At 57.5% G+C, this 17,848-nt stretch carries 17 protein-coding genes and 5 tRNA genes; 4 read left to right on the top strand and 18 right to left on the bottom strand.

The genetic code is table 11. The features are described 5' to 3' along the window. Positions 1 to 13: 13 nt before the first annotated feature. The 12 genes from CKW21_RS04365 to CKW21_RS04420 all read right to left on the bottom strand — a co-directional run bounded on the left by CKW21_RS04365 (position 14) and on the right by CKW21_RS04420 (position 10,459). Complete coding sequence (locus tag CKW21_RS04365; protein WP_095192787.1) at positions 14 to 856, bottom strand: DUF2242 domain-containing protein; 843 nt, start codon at positions 854 to 856, stop codon at positions 14 to 16. A gap of 201 nt (positions 857 to 1,057) precedes the next feature. Beyond that, positions 1,058 to 2,929, bottom strand: a complete 1,872-nt coding sequence (locus CKW21_RS04370) for a SurA N-terminal domain-containing protein (protein WP_095192788.1) — start codon at positions 2,927 to 2,929, stop codon at positions 1,058 to 1,060. 102 nt (positions 2,930 to 3,031) lie between these two features. Beyond that, positions 3,032 to 3,109: transfer RNA gene (locus tag CKW21_RS04375), tRNA-Leu, on the bottom strand. 53 nt (positions 3,110 to 3,162) lie between these two features. Further along, positions 3,163 to 3,435 (bottom strand): HU family DNA-binding protein, encoded by a 273-nt coding sequence (locus CKW21_RS04380; RefSeq protein WP_002552737.1) that lies wholly within the window; start codon positions 3,433 to 3,435, stop codon positions 3,163 to 3,165. Between the two features lie 149 nt (positions 3,436 to 3,584). Beyond that, the gene (gene lon / locus CKW21_RS04385; RefSeq protein ID WP_095192789.1) at positions 3,585 to 5,981 is read right to left on the bottom strand and encodes an endopeptidase La; all 2,397 of its coding nucleotides are present in this window, start codon (positions 5,979 to 5,981) and stop codon (positions 3,585 to 3,587) included. A gap of 161 nt (positions 5,982 to 6,142) precedes the next feature. Beyond that, a complete protein-coding gene (clpX, locus tag CKW21_RS04390) occupies positions 6,143 to 7,426 on the bottom strand; it encodes an ATP-dependent Clp protease ATP-binding subunit ClpX (protein ID WP_007946893.1) in 1,284 nt (427 codons plus the stop codon). Positions 7,427 to 7,538: 112 nt separating this feature from the next. Next, a complete protein-coding gene (gene clpP / locus CKW21_RS04395; protein ID WP_090456702.1) occupies positions 7,539 to 8,174 on the bottom strand; it encodes an ATP-dependent Clp endopeptidase proteolytic subunit ClpP in 636 nt (211 codons plus the stop codon). 93 nt (positions 8,175 to 8,267) lie between these two features. Then, entirely contained in the window at positions 8,268 to 9,578 is a 1,311-nt protein-coding gene (gene tig / locus CKW21_RS04400) for a trigger factor (protein WP_095192790.1), read from the bottom strand. A 401-nt stretch (positions 9,579 to 9,979) separates the two neighbouring features. Next, positions 9,980 to 10,055: transfer RNA gene (locus CKW21_RS04405), tRNA-His, on the bottom strand. A gap of 78 nt (positions 10,056 to 10,133) precedes the next feature. Next, positions 10,134 to 10,218 (bottom strand) — tRNA-Leu (locus CKW21_RS04410). Between the two features lie 56 nt (positions 10,219 to 10,274). Continuing rightward, positions 10,275 to 10,350 (bottom strand) — tRNA-His (locus CKW21_RS04415). A 32-nt stretch (positions 10,351 to 10,382) separates the two neighbouring features. Beyond that, positions 10,383 to 10,459 (bottom strand) — tRNA-Arg (locus CKW21_RS04420). A gap of 275 nt (positions 10,460 to 10,734) precedes the next feature. Between CKW21_RS04420 and folD the strand changes: the two genes are divergently transcribed. Together folD and pbpG are read left to right on the top strand one after the other, a co-directional pair. Next, positions 10,735 to 11,589: a bifunctional methylenetetrahydrofolate dehydrogenase/methenyltetrahydrofolate cyclohydrolase FolD gene (gene folD / locus CKW21_RS04425; RefSeq protein ID WP_095192791.1), complete on the top strand. Its 855-nt coding sequence runs from the start codon at positions 10,735 to 10,737 to the stop codon at positions 11,587 to 11,589. Between the two features lie 238 nt (positions 11,590 to 11,827). After that, on the top strand, positions 11,828 to 12,766 hold the full coding sequence (pbpG, locus tag CKW21_RS04430) for a D-alanyl-D-alanine endopeptidase (protein WP_095192792.1): 939 nt from the start codon (positions 11,828 to 11,830) through the stop codon (positions 12,764 to 12,766). 59 nt (positions 12,767 to 12,825) lie between these two features. Here pbpG and CKW21_RS04435 read toward each other — a convergent pair whose 3' ends face one another. From CKW21_RS04435 to CKW21_RS04445, 3 genes are all read right to left on the bottom strand, one after another. Further along, entirely contained in the window at positions 12,826 to 13,041 is a 216-nt protein-coding gene (locus tag CKW21_RS04435) for a hypothetical protein (RefSeq protein WP_095192793.1), read from the bottom strand. 17 nt (positions 13,042 to 13,058) lie between these two features. After that, positions 13,059 to 13,265 carry a DUF6021 family protein gene (locus tag CKW21_RS04440; protein ID WP_095192794.1) on the bottom strand — a complete coding sequence of 69 codons (207 nt, stop codon included), beginning with the start codon at positions 13,263 to 13,265 and terminating at the stop codon, positions 13,059 to 13,061. Positions 13,266 to 13,355: 90 nt separating this feature from the next. After that, on the bottom strand, positions 13,356 to 14,084 hold the full coding sequence (locus CKW21_RS04445) for a peptidase C39 family protein (RefSeq protein WP_095192795.1): 729 nt from the start codon (positions 14,082 to 14,084) through the stop codon (positions 13,356 to 13,358). Positions 14,085 to 14,251: 167 nt separating this feature from the next. Between CKW21_RS04445 and CKW21_RS04450 the strand changes: the two genes are divergently transcribed. Next, positions 14,252 to 14,422, top strand: coding sequence for a hypothetical protein (locus CKW21_RS04450; protein WP_170948626.1), 171 nt, complete (start codon positions 14,252 to 14,254; stop codon positions 14,420 to 14,422). A gap of 76 nt (positions 14,423 to 14,498) precedes the next feature. On the opposite strand, the gene CKW21_RS04455 is transcribed toward CKW21_RS04450, so the two are convergent. Together CKW21_RS04455 and CKW21_RS04460 are read right to left on the bottom strand one after the other, a co-directional pair. Next, positions 14,499 to 15,248 carry a TerC family protein gene (locus CKW21_RS04455; protein ID WP_095192797.1) on the bottom strand — a complete coding sequence of 250 codons (750 nt, stop codon included), beginning with the start codon at positions 15,246 to 15,248 and terminating at the stop codon, positions 14,499 to 14,501. Between the two features lie 29 nt (positions 15,249 to 15,277). After that, positions 15,278 to 15,520, bottom strand: a complete 243-nt coding sequence (locus CKW21_RS04460) for a hypothetical protein (RefSeq protein ID WP_095192798.1) — start codon at positions 15,518 to 15,520, stop codon at positions 15,278 to 15,280. A 135-nt stretch (positions 15,521 to 15,655) separates the two neighbouring features. On the opposite strand from CKW21_RS04460, the gene nhaR reads away from it, so the two are divergent. Further along, on the top strand, positions 15,656 to 16,555 hold the full coding sequence (gene nhaR, locus CKW21_RS04465; protein ID WP_095192888.1) for a transcriptional activator NhaR: 900 nt from the start codon (positions 15,656 to 15,658) through the stop codon (positions 16,553 to 16,555). 4 nt (positions 16,556 to 16,559) lie between these two features. Here the strand turns inward: nhaR and CKW21_RS04470 are convergent, their stop codons facing one another. Next, complete coding sequence (locus CKW21_RS04470) at positions 16,560 to 17,714, bottom strand: MFS transporter (protein ID WP_095192799.1); 1,155 nt, start codon at positions 17,712 to 17,714, stop codon at positions 16,560 to 16,562. Positions 17,715 to 17,848: the final 134 nt, after the last annotated feature.

Here is a 17,848-nt window from a genome sequence, read left to right on the forward strand (position 1 = left end):
CCCGTAACGCCAATCATTGCCCGGTAATCGGCATGGCCTGAATCGGCTCCGAAGGAGGCGGGATGTCGCTGGGGTTGGCGGGTGGTGTGATCGTTTCCGTGGCCGGCGCCGGCTCGGCGCTTGGAGTGGCGGCAATCGGCGCGGCTTCAGGCGGCGGTGCTACCGGCTCGGACGCCGCTGGAGCCGCTTCGGCCGGCGTCGTTGTCGCTTGCGGAGCCGGGGCAGGCTCTGCCGCCGCTTCCGGGGCCAGTGGGGCCGGTGTGGCCTTGGGTTCAGGCACGCCCAGATCGGCTTTCGGCTTCTCCGGGATATGGGCCGCTGCTTTCACTTCCTTGGGCAGGAACAGCTCGACCAGGGCGAAGAAACGCTCGTAAAACTTGGCCGACGATACGGTTTCGCTCGCGACCTTGACCATCGAATCGTCCGAAGAGCCGATCGGCATCGAGACCGAACCCAGCACGCCGACACCGAGACTGGCAGAGTTATTGGTCTTCTTCAGCGCATAACGGTCCTGCAAGGCGTTGGCGAACACCGTGGCGTGATGCCCGGCGCTGCCGTCATCGGCACAGACCACACTGAAACTGATTTCCATGTGGGTCTCGCCGGTCTGCTGGAAGCTCTTGTGCCCGCTCACCAGCTTCGGATCACTGCTGGTGATGATGTAGCCCTGGCTCAGCAAGGCCCGACGAGCAGCTTCGCAACTCTGAACATCAGTCACGGGGTAGTTACGGGAGAATGTTCCGGAGTCGTCGAAGTTCTCATGCTCATAGATGGCGGCTTTCTTCGACGAGCACCCGGCCGCGGCGGCCAGCACCAGCGCCAGCCCGGCAACACGCATGGGAAGTGATTTAAACATTGAACATCCTGAGGAAAACGGTCCGGGGCGTATTGTGCAACAGATCGATGGTTAGCGTCGCATCGATTGTGTCTTAAAACAGTTACAGGGGTGTTGACTGCGATATTAAGCAAAAGTCCCCCACGATTGTCAGTGCAGCTGTAACAAAAAACCCCGGCCTTTCGGCCGGGGTTCCTGTGTAGCGCATCGCTCAGGCTGACATCAGAAACGCTTGATGTCGGCCTCGCTTTCCAGCTGCTTGCGATAAGCCGCAAAGTCTTGCTGGCCAACGCGCGAAGCGAGGAAGCGACGGTATTGAGCCTTCTCTTCTTCAGTCGGCGCTGCGGCTTCATTGACGCCGCTCAGACGCACGATCATCAGACTGCCATCAGGCAGGGTCACGCTCGTGAACGTCGGCTTGTCCTTGGCGGCAGGCTTGGGCATGCGGAACAGCGCCTGCAGCACGGTTGGGTCGATCCCTTCCTGAGCGCGGGTCGCGGCTTCGGTAACCTTCCAGCTCTGACCGTCGACTGGTTTGTCCAGAGCGGTCTTGCCATCGCGCAGGCTGGCAATCAGCTCATCAGCCTTGGTCTTGGCGGCAGCACTGGCGTGCTCCTTGGCCAATTGCGCACGGATCGGGCCAGACACGCTTTCCAGCGGCAATTGCGCAGGCTTGAGATGTTCCTTGGCACGCAACACGATCACGGTTTCCGGATCGAGCTCGATGGCGGTGCTGTTGGCACCCTCTTCCAGCACTTCCTGGCTGAACGCCGCGGTGATCACGGCACGGTTGGCCGCAATGCCCTCGCCACCTTCACGGCCGAACGGCTTGGAGGTGTGAACGGTCAGTTTCAGATCCTGTGCCGGTTGGGCCAGATCGGAAGCTTCGAACGAGGCGTCTTCCAATTGCTTGGTCGCTTCGACGAAACGCTGCTCGACCTGTTGAGCCTTCAATTCGCGGGTCAGCTTGTCTTTCAGGCTGGCGAGCGTCGGCACTTCAGGCGCTTCCACACCCAACAGCTTGATCAGGTGGAAACCGAAGTCGGTGCGAACCGGCTCGGAGACCTGATCCTTGGCCAACGAATACAGGGATTTTTCGAACGCTGGATCATAAACGCCAGGACCTGCGTAGCCGAGGTCACCGCCATTGTTGGCCGAACCCGGATCCTGGGAGAACTCCTTGGCCAGGGCTTCGAACTTCTCGCCTTTGGCCAGACGGGCCTGGATATCGTCGATCTTGGCCTTGGCTTGCGCCTCGGTGGTCTTGTCGTTCACTTCGATCAGAATGTGCGCAGCCCGACGTTGCTCGGACAGGTTTGCGATTTCTTTCTGATACGCCGCTTGCAGGTCTTCGTCCTTGACGCTGACCTGATCGAAGAAGGAAGCCTTCTTTAACTCCAGATAATCGATGACCACCTGATCCGGCGTCATGAATTCCTTGGCGTGTTCGTCGTAATAGGCTTTGACTTCGTCGTCGGTCAGTTTCACAGCCGCCGGGTCAGCCTTGATGTTCAGGGTGGCGAAATCGCGGGTCTGTTTTTCCAGACGGGCGAATGCCAGAACCTGTGTATCAGTGACAAAACCGCTACCCGCCAGACCGGCGCGTAGCTGGCCGATCAGCATTTCCTGGGCCAGCATCTGGCGGAACTGCATACGGCTGTAACCGAGTTGACGAATGACCTGGTCGAAACGCTCAGGACTGAACTTGCCGTCCACCTGGAATTCAGGCGTTTGCAGGATGACCTGGTCCAACGCCGCTTCGGAGAAAGCGAATTTCGAGTTTTCTGCGCCTTGCAGCAGCAGCTTGCGATCGATCAGGCCTTTGAGGGCCGATTCGCGCAGCATCTTCTCGTCGAGCAAGGACGCATCGAAATCCTTGCCCAGCTGTTGCATGAGTTGACGGCGTTGCATATCGACCGCCTGGCTCAGCTCGTTCTGGCTGATTTCTTCGCCATTGACCTGCGCCGCCTCGTTTTTGTTCGTCGTGGCCTGAAAAATGGCGTCGAAACCGGTCAAGGCCATCAGTACGACGATGACCCCGATAATGGTCTTGGCAATCCAGCCTTGTGAATTGTCCCTGATATTCTGCAGCATGCGTCCCCCATAAACGGTTGAACTTCAAAATTAGGCAACCGTGGAGCGTGGGTAGAATCCGGATAGAAGAAAGGCGCATCCGAGGATGCGCCTTCTCGTAACTGGCGGAGCGGACCGATGACTCGAACTTGCGAGCCTCGGTGTCTCGGACCGGCGACCTGCCGACTGGACTACCGCTCCGCTGCCAGGTCAGGCATGACCCCGACCCGGATAGGCAAAAACCTGAATCGAACTTAGTTGACAGCTTCTTTCAGTGCTTTACCGGCTTTGAAACCTGGTTTTTTGGCTGCTGCGATTTCCAGCGTCTTACCGGTCTGTGGGTTACGACCAATGCGAGCTGGACGATCAGTTACGGAGAAGGTACCGAAACCAACCAGAACAACAGAGTCGCCAGCCTTGAGAGCGCCAGTGACGGATTCGATTACAGCGTCCAGCGCACGGCCAGCAGCAGCTTTCGGGATATCAGCGGATGCAGCGATAGCATCAATCAGTTCCGACTTGTTCACTCTAAGTCCCCTTATATCTATTTGAGTATGATTCTAAGTTTTTTTGGTGAAAGCAAAAACGAGTGCTGAATGGCCTACAGACACTTAAGAGCCGCTTTATAACAAGGGCTCTAAAAAGCTGTCAAGGAAGCCCCCCAGGCAAATACGTACTAATGCGTGCTAATTCTTTCCTTAGAATCGGACTCGCGCTTTTCATCCTTCGCGACAATCTCCGGAGCCACATCAGGCAAGGGCTCCGGCGCGTATTGCAGCGCAATTTGCAGGACCTCGTCAATCCATTTAACCGGTTTAATCTGGAGATCTTGCTTGATATTGTCAGGAATTTCCTTCAGATCGCGAACATTCTCTTCGGGAATGATCACAGTCTTGATTCCGCCACGGTGAGCAGCGAGCAGTTTTTCTTTCAAACCACCAATCGCCAACACTTGACCACGCAAGGTGATTTCACCGGTCATGGCCACGTCCGCACGCACAGGAATGCTGGTCAATGCCGATACCAGCGCCGTGCACATGCCCACACCGGCGCTAGGGCCGTCTTTCGGCGTCGCCCCTTCCGGCATATGGATGTGGGTGTCGCGCTTCTCGTGGAAGTCCAGGGGAATCCCCAGGCTCTTCGCGCGACTGCGCACCACGGTCAAGGCGGCGGTAATCGATTCGACCATGACGTCACCCAGGGAACCGGTCTTGATCAACTGGCCCTTGCCCGGCACGACGGCGGCTTCGATGGTCAGCAATTCGCCGCCCACCTGAGTCCACGCCAACCCGGTCACCTGACCGATCTGGTCCTGTTGCTCAGCCAGGCCGTAGCGGAACTTACGCACGCCCAGGAAGTGTTCCAGATCCTCAGCGGTGACCTTCACCGAGAAGCGTTTTTCCAGTGCATGCTCTTTGACCGCCTTGCGGCAAACCTTGGCAATCTGGCGCTCCAGGCCACGCACACCGGCTTCGCGGGTGTAGTAGCGAATGATGTCGCGGATCGCTTCCTCGTCGAATTCCAGTTCGCCTTTTTTCAGGCCATTGGCCTGAATCTGCTTGGGCGAAAGGTATTTGACGGCGATGTTGATCTTCTCGTCTTCGGTGTAGCCCGGCAGACGAATCACTTCCATCCGGTCCAGCAGCGCCGGCGGGATGTTCATGGAGTTCGAGGTGCACAGGAACATCACATCGGACAGGTCGTAATCGACCTCCAGATAGTGGTCGTTGAAGTTGTGGTTCTGCTCGGGATCGAGCACTTCAAGCAACGCCGACGCCGGATCGCCACGCATGTCGCTGCCCATTTTGTCGATTTCGTCGAGCAGGAACAGCGGGTTGCGGACGCCCACCTTGGTCATTTTTTGAATCAATCTTCCTGGCATCGAACCGATGTAAGTACGGCGATGACCGCGAATTTCCGCTTCATCACGCACACCGCCAAGGGCCATGCGCACGAATTTGCGGTTGGTGGCGTGAGCGATCGACTCTGCCAGAGAGGTTTTACCCACCCCCGGAGGACCTACCAGGCACAACACCGGACCACGAATCTTCTTCACGCGTTTTTGCACGGCGAGGTATTCGAGAATCCGCTCTTTGACTTCTTCCAGACCATAATGGTCGGCATCAAGAATGTCTTCAGCGCGCGCCAGATCCAGGCGCACCTTGCTCTGAGCCTTCCACGGCACCTGGACCAGCCAGTCGATGTACGAACGCACCACGGTCGCTTCCGCGGACATTGGCGACATTTGCTTGAGCTTGTTCAGTTCGGCCTGGGCCTTGGCAAGCGCGTCTTTTGGCAGGCCGGCGGCATCGATACGCTTTTTCAGCTCTTCGACTTCGTTGTGACCTTCATCGCTGTCGCCGAGCTCTTTCTGAATGGCCTTCATCTGCTCGTTCAGGTAGTACTCGCGCTGACTGCGCTCCATTTGCTTTTTGACGCGACCGCGAATGCGTTTTTCGACTTGCAGCAGATCGATCTCGGCATCAAGCAACGCCAGGACATGCTCGACCCGTGCCGACAAATCGATGATCTCGAGGATTTCCTGCTTCTGCTCGATTTTGAGGGCCATGTGCGCGGCCATGGTGTCGACCAGGCGACCAGGCTCGTCGATGCTGTTGAGCGACGACAGGACCTCGGCGGGGACTTTCTTGCCCAGCTGCACATATTGTTCGAACTGAGACAGCAGGCTGCGAACAAACACTTCCGACTCGCGCTCCGGCGCGTCGACTTCGTCGATCAGCGAGACTTCGGCACGGCAGTGACCGTCCACTTCGCTGAAGCGCTCCACGGCGCCCCGCTGCTCGCCTTCGACCAGAACCTTGACTGTGCCATCAGGCAGCTTCAGCAGCTGCAGAACGGTCGCAATCGTACCCACGCGATAAAGTGCGTCTTCACCAGGGTCGTCGTCAGCAGGGTTTCTCTGGGCCAGCAGAAGGATCTGCTTGTCGCCTGTCATCGCTGCCTCGAGGGCTTCGATGGATTTCTCGCGCCCCACGAACAGCGGGATAACCATGTGCGGATAAACCACGACATCACGCAATGGCAGGAGAGGCAATTCGATGGTTGTCTTCATGATTTCGCCTCTACGGCGGCCATAAGGCCGGAAACAGATGGAAGTAAGCTTGAAACCAAGATGGGGGCAGCCTTGAAAAAAAACAAGCACAAAGAGAGTGTAAAAACCTGCAAAAAGCAAAGGGGCCCGAAGGCCCCTTCTTTGTACCGGCTGCGTGACGCTTAGGCGTCTGGCGCGGCCTTGGCAGCAGGCTCACTGTTTTCGTAGATATACAGTGGCTTGGACTTGCCTTCTATAACGCTTTCGTCGATCACTACTTTACTCACCTCGGACTGCGAGGGGATTTCATACATAGTGTCGAGCAACACACCTTCGAGAATCGAGCGCAGGCCACGAGCACCGGTTTTGCGTTCCAGCGCGCGCTTGGCGACCGATTTCAGCGCGTCGGCCCGGAATTCCAGGTCCACGCCTTCCATCTCGAACAACTTGGCATACTGCTTGGTCAGAGCATTTTTCGGCTCGGTGAGAATCTGCATCAACGCAGCTTCATCAAGCTCGTCCAGCGTCGCAAGGACCGGCAGACGACCGACGAACTCCGGGATCAGACCGAACTTGACCAGATCGTCAGGCTCGACTTCACGCAGGGATTCACCGACTTTCTTGCCTTCTTCCTTGCTGCGAACTTCTGCGTTGAAACCGATGCCGCCCTTGGTGGAACGGTTTTGAATAACCTTTTCCAGACCGGAGAACGCACCACCGCAGATGAACAGGATGTTACGGGTGTCGACCTGAAGGAATTCCTGTTGCGGGTGCTTGCGACCGCCTTGAGGCGGAACGGAAGCGACCGTACCTTCGATCAACTTGAGCAGGGCCTGCTGCACGCCTTCACCGGAAACGTCCCGGGTGATCGACGGGTTGTCGGACTTGCGCGAGATCTTGTCGATCTCATCGATGTAGACAATGCCCATCTGGGCCTTTTCCACGTCGTAATCGCACTTCTGCAACAGCTTCTGAATGATGTTCTCGACATCTTCACCCACGTAACCCGCCTCGGTGAGGGTGGTTGCGTCGGCAATGGTGAACGGAACGTTCAGCAAGCGGGCCAGTGTTTCGGCAAGCAGGGTTTTACCCGAGCCTGTCGGGCCGATCAGCAAGATGTTGCTCTTGCCGAGTTCGACGTCGTCATTCTTTTTGTCACGCTGGTTAAGGCGCTTGTAGTGGTTGTACACCGCTACGGCCAAAACCTTTTTCGCGCGCTCCTGACCAATCACATACTGATCAAGGATGCCGCTGATTTCTTTAGGCGAAGGCAATTTATGCGCGCTGCTCTCGGCCTGGGCTTCCTGCACCTCCTCACGGATGATGTCATTGCACAGGTCGACGCACTCGTCGCAGATAAAGACCGAGGGGCCGGCAATCAATTTGCGTACTTCATGCTGGCTTTTGCCACAGAAGGAGCAATAGAGCAGCTTGCCGTTGTCCTCGCCGTTGCGGGTGTCAGTCATTCGTTCGATCCAAATCCGATAGGCTTGCAACACAAGATGAAGGCTATTGCGGGCTTTTTCAAGCCCGCTGGTGATCAGACCAGCCGACCAAGCCTATTTTGAGCTGCTTATTTTAAGCGGGGCGCTGGGTGATCACTTCATCGATCAAGCCGTACTCACGTGCAGCGTCTGCACTCATGAAATTATCGCGGTTGGTATCGCGCTCGATCTCTTCAAGCGTGCGCCCGCTATGCTTGGCCATTAGCGTGTTGAGACGCTCGCGGATGAAGAGGATTTCCTTGGCATGGATTTCGATGTCCGATGCCTGGCCCTGGAAACCGCCCAGAGGCTGGTGAATCATCACGCGCGAGTTCGGCAGGCAGTAACGCTTGCCAGGGGCACCGGCTGTCAGCAGGAACGCGCCCATGCTGCACGCCTGGCCGATACAGGTGGTCGAGACGTTGGGTTTGATGAACTGCATGGTGTCGTAAATCGACATGCCGGCTGTCACCGAACCGCCCGGGGAGTTGATATAGAGATGGATGTCCTTGTCCGGGTTTTCCGCTTCAAGGAACAGCAATTGCGCACAGATCAGGTTGGCCATGTAGTCCTCTACCGGGCCAACCAGAAAAATCACTCGTTCCTTGAGAAGGCGCGAGTAAATGTCGTAGGCGCGTTCGCCACGAGCGGACTGCTCGACAACCATCGGGACCAGGCCGCCTGCGGCCTGGATATCAGAGTTCTGCTGAATATACGAATTACGGAACATGCTCTGCAGTCACTCCCAAATAGTTATGTCTTGAATACGCATAAGCCAGCTCGAAAGCTGGCTTATGGTGTGTACTTCTTAACGCAGCAACAATCAGTCGGCTTGTGGAGCTTCTACCGGCTTGACCGCTTCTTCGTAAGAGACCGATTTGTCGGTCACGCTAGCTTTCTGCAGAACAGTATCCACAACTTGTTCTTCCAGCACAACCGAACGGACTTCGTTCAGTTGCTGGTCGTTCTTGTAGTACCAGGACACAACCTGCTCAGGCTCTTGGTAGGCCGAAGCCATTTCCTGAATCATTTCACGAACGCGGGCTTCGTCAGGCTTGAGGTCGAATTGCTTGACCACTTCAGCGACGATCAGACCCAGGACAACGCGGCGCTTGGCTTGTTCTTCGAACAGCTCGGCCGGCAGTTGGTCAGGCTTGATATTGCCGCCGAACTGCTGAACAGCCTGCACGCGCAGACGATCAACTTCGTTGGACAGCAGAGCCTTTGGCACTTCGATCGGGTTGGTGGCCAGCAGACCGTCCATTACCTGATTCTTGACCTTGGATTTGATCGCCTGACGCAGTTCACGCTCCATGTTCTTGCGAACTTCGGCGCGGAAGCCTTCCAGACCGGTTTCCTTGATGCCGAATTGAGCGAAGAACTCTTCGGTCAGCTCTGGCAGTTTTGGCTCGGAAACAGTGTTCACGGTCACAGTGAACTCAGCGGTTTTGCCAGCCAGGTCGAGGTTCTGATAGTCCTCTGGGAAAGTCAGGTTCAGAACGCGCTCTTCGCCAGCCTTGGCGCCAACCAGACCATCTTCGAAACCAGGGATCATGCGGCCGGAACCCAGTACCAGCTGGGTACCTTTGGCGGAACCGCCAGCGAACACTTCACCGTCGACCTTGCCGACGAAATCGATGTTCAGCTGGTCTTCGTTCTGAGCGGCACGATCAGCCACTTCGAAACGGGTGTTCTGCTTGCGCAGGATGTCCAGCATCTTGTCCAGATCAGCATCGGACACGTCAGCGCTCAGGCGCTCTACGGTGATACCTTCGAAACCGGCGACGGTGAACTCAGGGAACACTTCGAATACAGCAACGTATTCCAGGTCCTTGCCTGCTTCCAGCGATTTAGGCTCGATCGAAGGCGAACCAGCCGGGTTCAGCTTCTGCTCAACGACTGCTTCGTAGAAAGAGGACTGGATGACGTCGCCCACGGCTTCCTGACGCGCTTCAGCACCGAAGCGGCGCTTGATTTCGCTCATTGGCACTTTGCCTGGACGGAAGCCTGCGATCTTGGCCTTTTGGGCAGTCTGCTGCAGACGCTTGTTGACCTGAGTCTCGATGCGCTCAGCCGGCACGGTGATGCTCATGCGGCGCTCAAGAGCAGAAGTATTTTCAACAGAAACTTGCATGGATATTCCTCGTTGCACAGACGTTAGCCGGCCGTTTCCGACCCCAGAATCAAGGGCATGCATTCTAGTGGGTCAAACTCAAGAAGTCACCCTACTGAAAACGGGTAAAAACGCAGCAGGCAATTTATAGGTGCGAATGCACGGATGCACCTCGCCCCGGTGGCAAATACAGCCAATAACGCCAAGGCTCTGCGCCAACCCTTCTATATATAGAAGAGGTTGCCGATCATCTCCCTGACAGACGACCTTGCAAGCAAGGCCGGCGGGGAGCGCGGTATCATCGAGAAACATAAATACGACGAAACGCCCTGCCCCTGCGACCCGGTACTGCAGCCGCTGGATACTCAAATCCCTGAAACAAAAAAGGCGCCAGACTGTTAAATCTGGCGCCTTTCGAAATATGGGGTGGACGATGGGGATCGAACCCACGACAACGGGAGTCACAATCCCGTGCTCTACCAACTGAGCTACGCCCACCATATTGCGTGTCAAAGAAGCCAAGCAACTTCTTTGTAGAGCCCCAACCAGGCCAACCGGCGTGAGTGAAGCTTTATTTGGTGCGGATGAAGAGACTCGAACTCTTACGCCTCGCGGCGCTGGAACCTAAATCCAGTGTGTCTACCAATTCCACCACATCCGCGGATGAAGCCTTTAAAGCAAAGGCGCCAGACTGTTAATCTGGCGCCTTTCGAAATATGGGGTGGACGATGGGGATCGAACCCACGACAACGGGAGTCACAATCCCGTGCTCTACCAACTGAGCTACGCCCACCATATCGCGCTACTTGTGCCAAAGCTGCCTAATGGCGCACCCGGCAGGACTCGAACCTGCGACCATCCGCTTAGAAGGCGGATGCTCTATCCAGCTGAGCTACGGGCGCCTTATTAATCTGTACTCTTGGAGGACTACAAACTAAATGCTTTCCAGCCTCGCAGAACCGTAATTCCACTTGACCTTCTTAACCAGTGCTAGGCTGTGCCCGACAAGTGCGACGAATAGTATAGAGCCCCCCGAAGGTCGTCAAATCCTTTTTAAAAAAAATTCATTTAATTAAAGGAGTTAGGGGAATTTGCAGACCAAGCGCCTTTGCCCTCACCGCATGACATGCGAGAATGCGCTCTCTTTTTTTCCCCTCTCGATGGTTAATCACGCGCAATGACTGCACAACTAATCGACGGCAAATCGATCGCCGCCAGCCTGCGCCAGCAGATCGCCCAACGCGTCACCGAGCGTCGTCAGCAAGGCCTGCGCACGCCGGGCCTCGCGGTGATCCTGGTCGGCAGCGATCCTGCCTCTCAGGTTTATGTCTCGCACAAGCGTAAAGACTGTGAAGAGGTCGGCTTCCTTTCCCAAGCTTATGACCTGCCTTCCGAAACCACTCAAGAAGCGCTGACCGATCTGATCGATCGCCTCAATGACGACCCGGCGATTGACGGCGTCCTGCTGCAGCTTCCTCTTCCCGAGCACCTGGATGCGTCCAGACTGCTGGAGCGCATTCGCCCGGACAAAGACGTCGACGGCTTCCATCCTTACAACGTCGGTCGTCTGGCCCAACGCATTCCGCTGCTGCGCCCGTGCACCCCCAAAGGCATCATGACGCTGCTGGAAAGCACCGGTGCCGATCTGTACGGGATGAACGCCGTGGTGGTCGGTGCTTCCAATATCGTTGGCCGCCCGATGGCGATGGAACTGTTGCTGGCCGGTTGCACCGTAACCGTCACTCACCGTTTCACCAAGGATCTGGCCGGCCACGTCGGCCGTGCCGACTTGGTCGTAGTGGCCGCCGGCAAGCCTGGCCTGGTCAAGGGTGAATGGATCAAGGAAGGCGCGATCGTGATCGACGTCGGTATCAACCGTCAGGACGATGGCAAACTGGTCGGTGACGTGATCTACGAAACCGCCCTGCCCCGCGCCGGCTGGATCACTCCGGTGCCGGGCGGCGTCGGTCCGATGACCCGCGCCTGCCTGCTGGAAAACACGCTGTACGCAGCCGAAACCCTGCACAGCTGAGATCTTTTGCAGAGGTAGCCAGCGACTCAAGGAACCCCGCCCATGGCGGGGTTCTTTTTTGCCCGGGGAACAGGATTGACCATCCGCCGGAAAGTGACTTTTTTTTCATGTTTACAGGCACTTTCCCCCCTCCCCCGAACAACCATCGACAGTTATTCAGCCATACTCCAGAATGTCGCGCTTTTTAAGAATTAGCCCGTTACATAACGGTGTATCAACACTTTATGAGTCTGCCAGCGTGAAAATCCGTCTATCCATCCTGAGCCTATTTTTTGCAGTTACAGGGACTTTCATCACGCCAATTGCCAGCGCTGGCGAAACCACCGCAGCGCCTCGAGACACCTCGCAACTCAAGCTCGCTTCCGGCAGCACCTTGTTGCTGGACATGCAGACCAACAAAGTCATCTATGCCAACAATCCCGACGTGGTTGTTCCCATCGCATCCGTCAGCAAACTGATGACGGGCCTGGTCGTGGTTGAAGCCAGGCAGAACATGGACGAATACATCAACATCAACATCAGTGACACCCCGGAAATGAAAGGCGTGTTCTCCCGGGTAAAACTGAAGAGCGAACTGCCACGCCGGGAAATGCTGCTGATCGCGCTGATGTCGTCTGAAAACCGCGCCGCCGCGAGCCTGGCCCACCACTACCCGGGTGGATACGCCGCCTTCATCGCCGCGATGAATGCCAAGGCCAAGGCCCTGGGCATGACCAACACCCATTTTGTCGAACCCACCGGTCTCTCGCCGCGCAACGTATCCACCGCTCGCGACCTGAGCAAACTGTTGATTGCCGCGCACAAATACCCGCTGCTGACAGAGTTGAGCACGACCAAGGAAAAAACCGTCACATTCCGCAAGCCCAAATACAGCCTGGGCTTTCGCAACACCGACCATTTGGTCCGCAAGCCAGACTGGGACATCCAGCTGACGAAAACCGGTTTCACCAACGAAGCAGGCCACTGCCTGGTGCTGGTGACCCGGATGAGTAACCGCCCGGTTGTCCTGGTACTCCTTGATGCTTATGGCAAGTACACACACTTTGCCGATGCCGCGCGTATCCGCAATTGGGTCGAAACCGGCAAAAGCGCCAACGTCGCGTCTGCGGCCTTGCAGTACAAATCGGACAAGAACCTCAAGCATCGCCAGAGCGGCGTGGTTGAAGCTTCGAAGTAACCTCACTGCAACCGCATGAAAAAAAGCCCCGAACATTCGGGGCTTTTTTTCGTCAGCGATCAATCGTTGGGTAACGGCATCTGGTCATCATCCGGAATGCCATCCCCCTTGCTGGGATCTCGCCAGCCCTGCGGATGTTCCGTCGGTACCACCGTCGGGCGGGCCAGCGGATCTCGCAACGGACTGTCCGGATCCAACACCGGATCGACACTTTCTTCGGGCGTGGTCGGAACGTTTTCCGGACGCTTGTCATTGAAGCTCGAATCGGTAGACATACGCACCTCCATGGGATCTAGGGCTTCAGATCACCGAGCGGATCATAGGGCTTTGCCGGAGTCTTGGGATTGTCACCCGGTTTCACATCCCTCGGCGCCTTGGCCGGTCCGACGGGGTCGACCTGAGGGTCGGCAAGATCCGGGGAATCCGGGTCGAAACCCAACTCATCGCCGGACGAATGTTCGGACGAGTGCGGGCCGGAAGGGGTATTGGAATGTGCCATGGACGCCTCCTGAAAGCGGCCCGAAACATCCGGGCCTTAAGTATCAGATACCTCCAGCGTGCCGCAGTGCCTGACAGATGACGAACGGGCTTATTGCGCGCGCAAGGCCTTTTTGGCCGTCGCTGCCGCCTGCTCCTGGCCGGCCTGAGCAAGATCGTTCGCCGCCTTGAGCCAGCGCTGCTGATCGACTTCGGCGGGAATCTGCGTCGGCGCCTGAATCAACACCGCCCAACCACCGGCGTCTTTGAAAGCCGATTCGAACGAGCCGAAGCTCATCAGCAACCGCTGATCCATCCCAGCACGCAACAGCACGGTCTGTTTCTGGCGGTTATACCCGGACAAGATGGCATAACGCGGCTCGGCCCAGAGTGCAGAACCCTCGGTAAAGCGCACCATCACCGGATAACCGGCCGCCACCTGGGTCAACAAGGCCGGCAGATTGCTGTCCAGCGGATAGACCATCATCCCGTACTCACGGGCCAGGCTCTGCATGTTTTGCTGCAACTGGGCCTCGGCGCCCGGCAAGTGCAACGGTTTATCAAGCAAGCCCGGGGTAATCACGATGCCTTGCTGGGACAACAGGCTCGCCAGCACTTGCGGGCCGCTCTGATTGGCCACGCCGCGATAGAACCGGCCGCTGAGTTCGACACGCTCCGGCAGACGCTTGATCTGCGGCGCTACGCTGCCGGCGCAGCCGGCCAGCCCCGCGACGCATCCGACGATTACCGCCGCCGATAGAATTCGAGAAATTACCCGCACCATCATCACTCTCTTGATCAGACGCCAGGCAATCCGCTTCCCGGCTTGGCCGTCGATCATAGGACGCCACGCGGCGGCGGTATAGCCTTTACCGGTAGTTGACCAGGTTCGATAGAGCGAACTGGTTGGTCCCAGTCGACCTTCGGTCAATAGCCTGCAACACACCAGCGGCTAGACTGTCACTTGCAAAGCGTGTGCGCCCGCTGCAGGGCAAAGAGGAGGCATCGATGAGCCTGACAATGACAATCGTGATGTTGATCTCCGGCTGGCTGGCCGTCGCCGCCGCCATGTTATGGGGGGTTCTGCGCATTACCCGCCGCCACCATCACCACCCTGCCCGGCCGGCACCCTTGGTGAAATCCGACAAAGCCGCCACGCGTCACGCCTCCGCCCACTGATCGATTTTCCAGCGCACATAAAAAAACGGCCACCTGGACTCTGGCGAGTTCAGGCGGCCGTTTCGTTCAGCGCCAGTTATGCGTCAGCGGTTACACGCTTGTGCTTCGCCCGACGGGACATCATGTTCAACACCTCGATCGCAGCCGAGAACGCCATGGCAGCGTAGACGTAACCTTTCGGTACGTGGGCGCCGAAGCCTTCAGCGATCAGCGTCATGCCGATCATGATCAGGAAGCCCAGGGCCAGCATCACCACCGTCGGGTTGTCGTTGATGAACTTGGCCAGCGGGTCAGCCGCCAGCAACATCACCAGTACCGACACCACCACCGCAATGATCATGATCGGAAGATGCTCGGTCATGCCGACAGCGGTAATGATGCTGTCGATGGAGAAGACCATGTCCAGCATCAGGATCTGGCCGATCGCCGCGGCAAAGCCCAGAGTCACGGTAGAAGTCGCCGACTTCGGATCTTCCGGTGCCGGGTCCATGCTGTGATGGATTTCGGTGGTGGCTTTCCACAACAGGAACAGGCCGCCCGCGATCAGGATCATGTCTTTCCAGGAGAACGCGTGGCCGAAGAGGTCGATCACAGGCTCGGTCAACTGGACGATGAACGCGATGGTGCTCAACAGGCCGAGTCGCAGGATCAGTGCCATGCCGATACCGATGCGCCGCGCCTTCTGCCGGTGCTGCTCGGGCAGTTTGTTGGTCAGGATCGAGATGAAGATCAGGTTATCGATGCCGAGCACGATCTCCATCACTACCAGGGTGGCCAGGGCAACCCAGGCGGTGGGGCTGGCGGCTAGTTGTAAAAGGTATTCCATGGGTCAGTCCTGACTCGCTGTAAGACGGTTTAGATTTCCTGGGAGGAAGATTCGGATTTATCCGCGTCTTTTTCCGATGATTCTTTCTTGCTGATCAACCCGCCCGTGGCTTCGCTGAGCGCCTGCTCAGCAGCTTTGTGGGTGTCGTCGATGGCTTGCTTGGCACTTTCGGCAGCCTTTCCCATCAGTTGCTGAGCGCTTTTTTCGGCCTGATCACAACCGGCCAGTACCAGCACAGACGCAATCAGCAGAGCCGTGGTTTTAAGCTTCATGATGTTTTCCTCGATAGAACAAACGGGACCGTTACGATGGCCCGTTGATAGCGACGCATTCTAGGGAGATGAACACTTCAGGAAAATTCGTATTTTCAGCGGTTATACTTCGACTTTTACGAACTGTAGATGATCATGCTCAACTATCGACAACTGCATTACTTCTGGGTAGTCGCCAAAACCGGCAGCATTGTCCGCGCCTGCGAGCAGCTGAACCTGACGCCCCAGACGATCAGCGGGCAGATATCGCTGCTCGAACAAACCTACGGCATCGAGCTGTTTCGCCGGGTCGGCCGGCAACTTGAACTCACCGAAGCCGGCCGCCAGACCCTGCCCTACGCCGAGCAGATGTTCCAGCTGGGCGGCGAACTGGAATTGATGCTGCGGGCACAACCCAATGAACAGCAGATTCTGTTTCGGGTCGGCGTGGCCGACGTGGTGCCCAAATCCATCGTCTATCGGCTGATCGCACCGACCATGGAACTGAGCGAGCCGCTGCGCATCACTTGTCGCGAAGACAAGCTTGAACGTTTGTTGGCCGATCTGGCGATCCAGCGCCTGGACCTGGTGATTTCCGACAGCCCAATGCCCTCGCACCTGGACATCAAGGGCTACAGCCAGAAACTCGGTGAATGCGGGATCAGTTTCTTCGCCACCGCCGAATTGGCGACGCGCTACGGTCAGGACTTTCCCCGCAGCCTGCACGGCGCTCCCCTGCTGATTCCCGGGCCTGAAACCGTGGTGCGCAGCCGCTTGCAACGCTGGTTCGCCGAGCAGCAGATCCAGCCGCAGATTGTCGGCGAATTCGATGACAGCGCATTGATGCAGGCTTTCGGTCAATCCGGCAGCGGGATTTTCATTGGCCCGAGCGTGATTGCCGATGAAGTGAAACGCCAACTTGGCGTAGAGGTGATTGGCCAGACCGACGCGGTGAGCGAGTCGTTCTACGCCATTTCGGTGGAACGCAAGGTCAAGCACCCTGGCATTGTCGCCATTACCGAAGGTGCCCGACGCGAGTTGTTTACCGAATTGTGACGCCTCAGACGCAGACTTCGCGGGGCTTGAAGGTCATCAGCGCGATGGCCAACAGGATCGAGGCCAGGATAAAGCCGGCCGCGGCGAAACCAAGGCCTTGCAGGCCGACACTGTCGATCACGCGCCCGCCGATCATGGCGCCCAGGCCGATCCCCAGGTTGCCCCCGGCGATGTTCAGCGACGCCGCAAATGCCGGCGCTTCAGGCGCAGCCTTCATCAGGCGCACGTGACTGACCAGGAACAACGCAGCCTGGGTCACACCCCAGATGCCCATTGCCGCCGCCAGTCCGAGGGGCGAATGAATGTTCGGCACCAACGCCACCAGGCCGGCAATCATGAAGGCGCAGAACATCATCGAGGCTAGCAGCGGATGGCGATCCACCGCGCGACCACCCAACGAGTTGCCGATCAGCCCGACCGCGCCGAAACCCATCAGGCACCAGCCGACCACCGTGCCGTTGAATCCGGCCAGGCGTTCAAGGATGTCCGCCAGGTAGGTGTAGGCGGTGAACATGCCGCTGAACACCACGATCGACAGCAGCACGTGCCCGACCATCAAGGGGCTGCGCAGGATCTTGAACTGTGAGAGGAAGCTGACTTGATGCTGATGCAGGCTGGTTTTCGGCAGGTAGATAAACAGCAGCAACGCCTTGGCAAAAGCGATCAACGCCAGAAGGGTGAAAGCACTGCGCCAGCCGAACGCATCGGAAATCAGCGTACCCACCGGAATGCCGAACACCGTGGCGCAAACAATGCCAAAGCCAATCTTGGCCACGGCGCGCCCGGCCTGATCCGGCCCGACGATGTCCACCGCCGTCTCACTGGCCAGTGACCAGAACACCGGCAAGCCCAATGCCGGAATCAACCGGGCAAGCGCCATCACCCAGATGTTCGGCGCCAGCGCCGCGAGGATGTTGGCCAGGCCAATCATGATCAGCACCGAGATAAACAGCTTGCGCCGCTCGAAGCGGGCGAAATATGCCGTGAGGAACGGCCCGAACGCGGCGACGGTAAAGGCAAACAGGGTCACCAGCAAACCCGCTTGCGGGATGCTGACGTCAAGGTCTCGGGCAATGGCCGGCAACAGGCCGACGATGATGAATTCCGTGGTCAGCACCGTAAAACCGGCGGCTGACAACAGAAGAATGGGCAACAACATGCAGAACTCCAGAAAACGACGACACCAGCGATAGCCCGAAGGCCCACTGGCAAAGATGAAAATGAGGATGGCGAAGCTTAACAGAGTGTTTCCGCACACGGTTGCATGAACCTGCACATTGCGCCGCACATTTG

Origin of the sequence: Pseudomonas sp. Irchel 3A7, from assembly GCF_900187565.1 — a bacterium.
In the GTDB taxonomy this organism is placed as follows: Bacteria; Pseudomonadota; Gammaproteobacteria; order Pseudomonadales; family Pseudomonadaceae; genus Aquipseudomonas.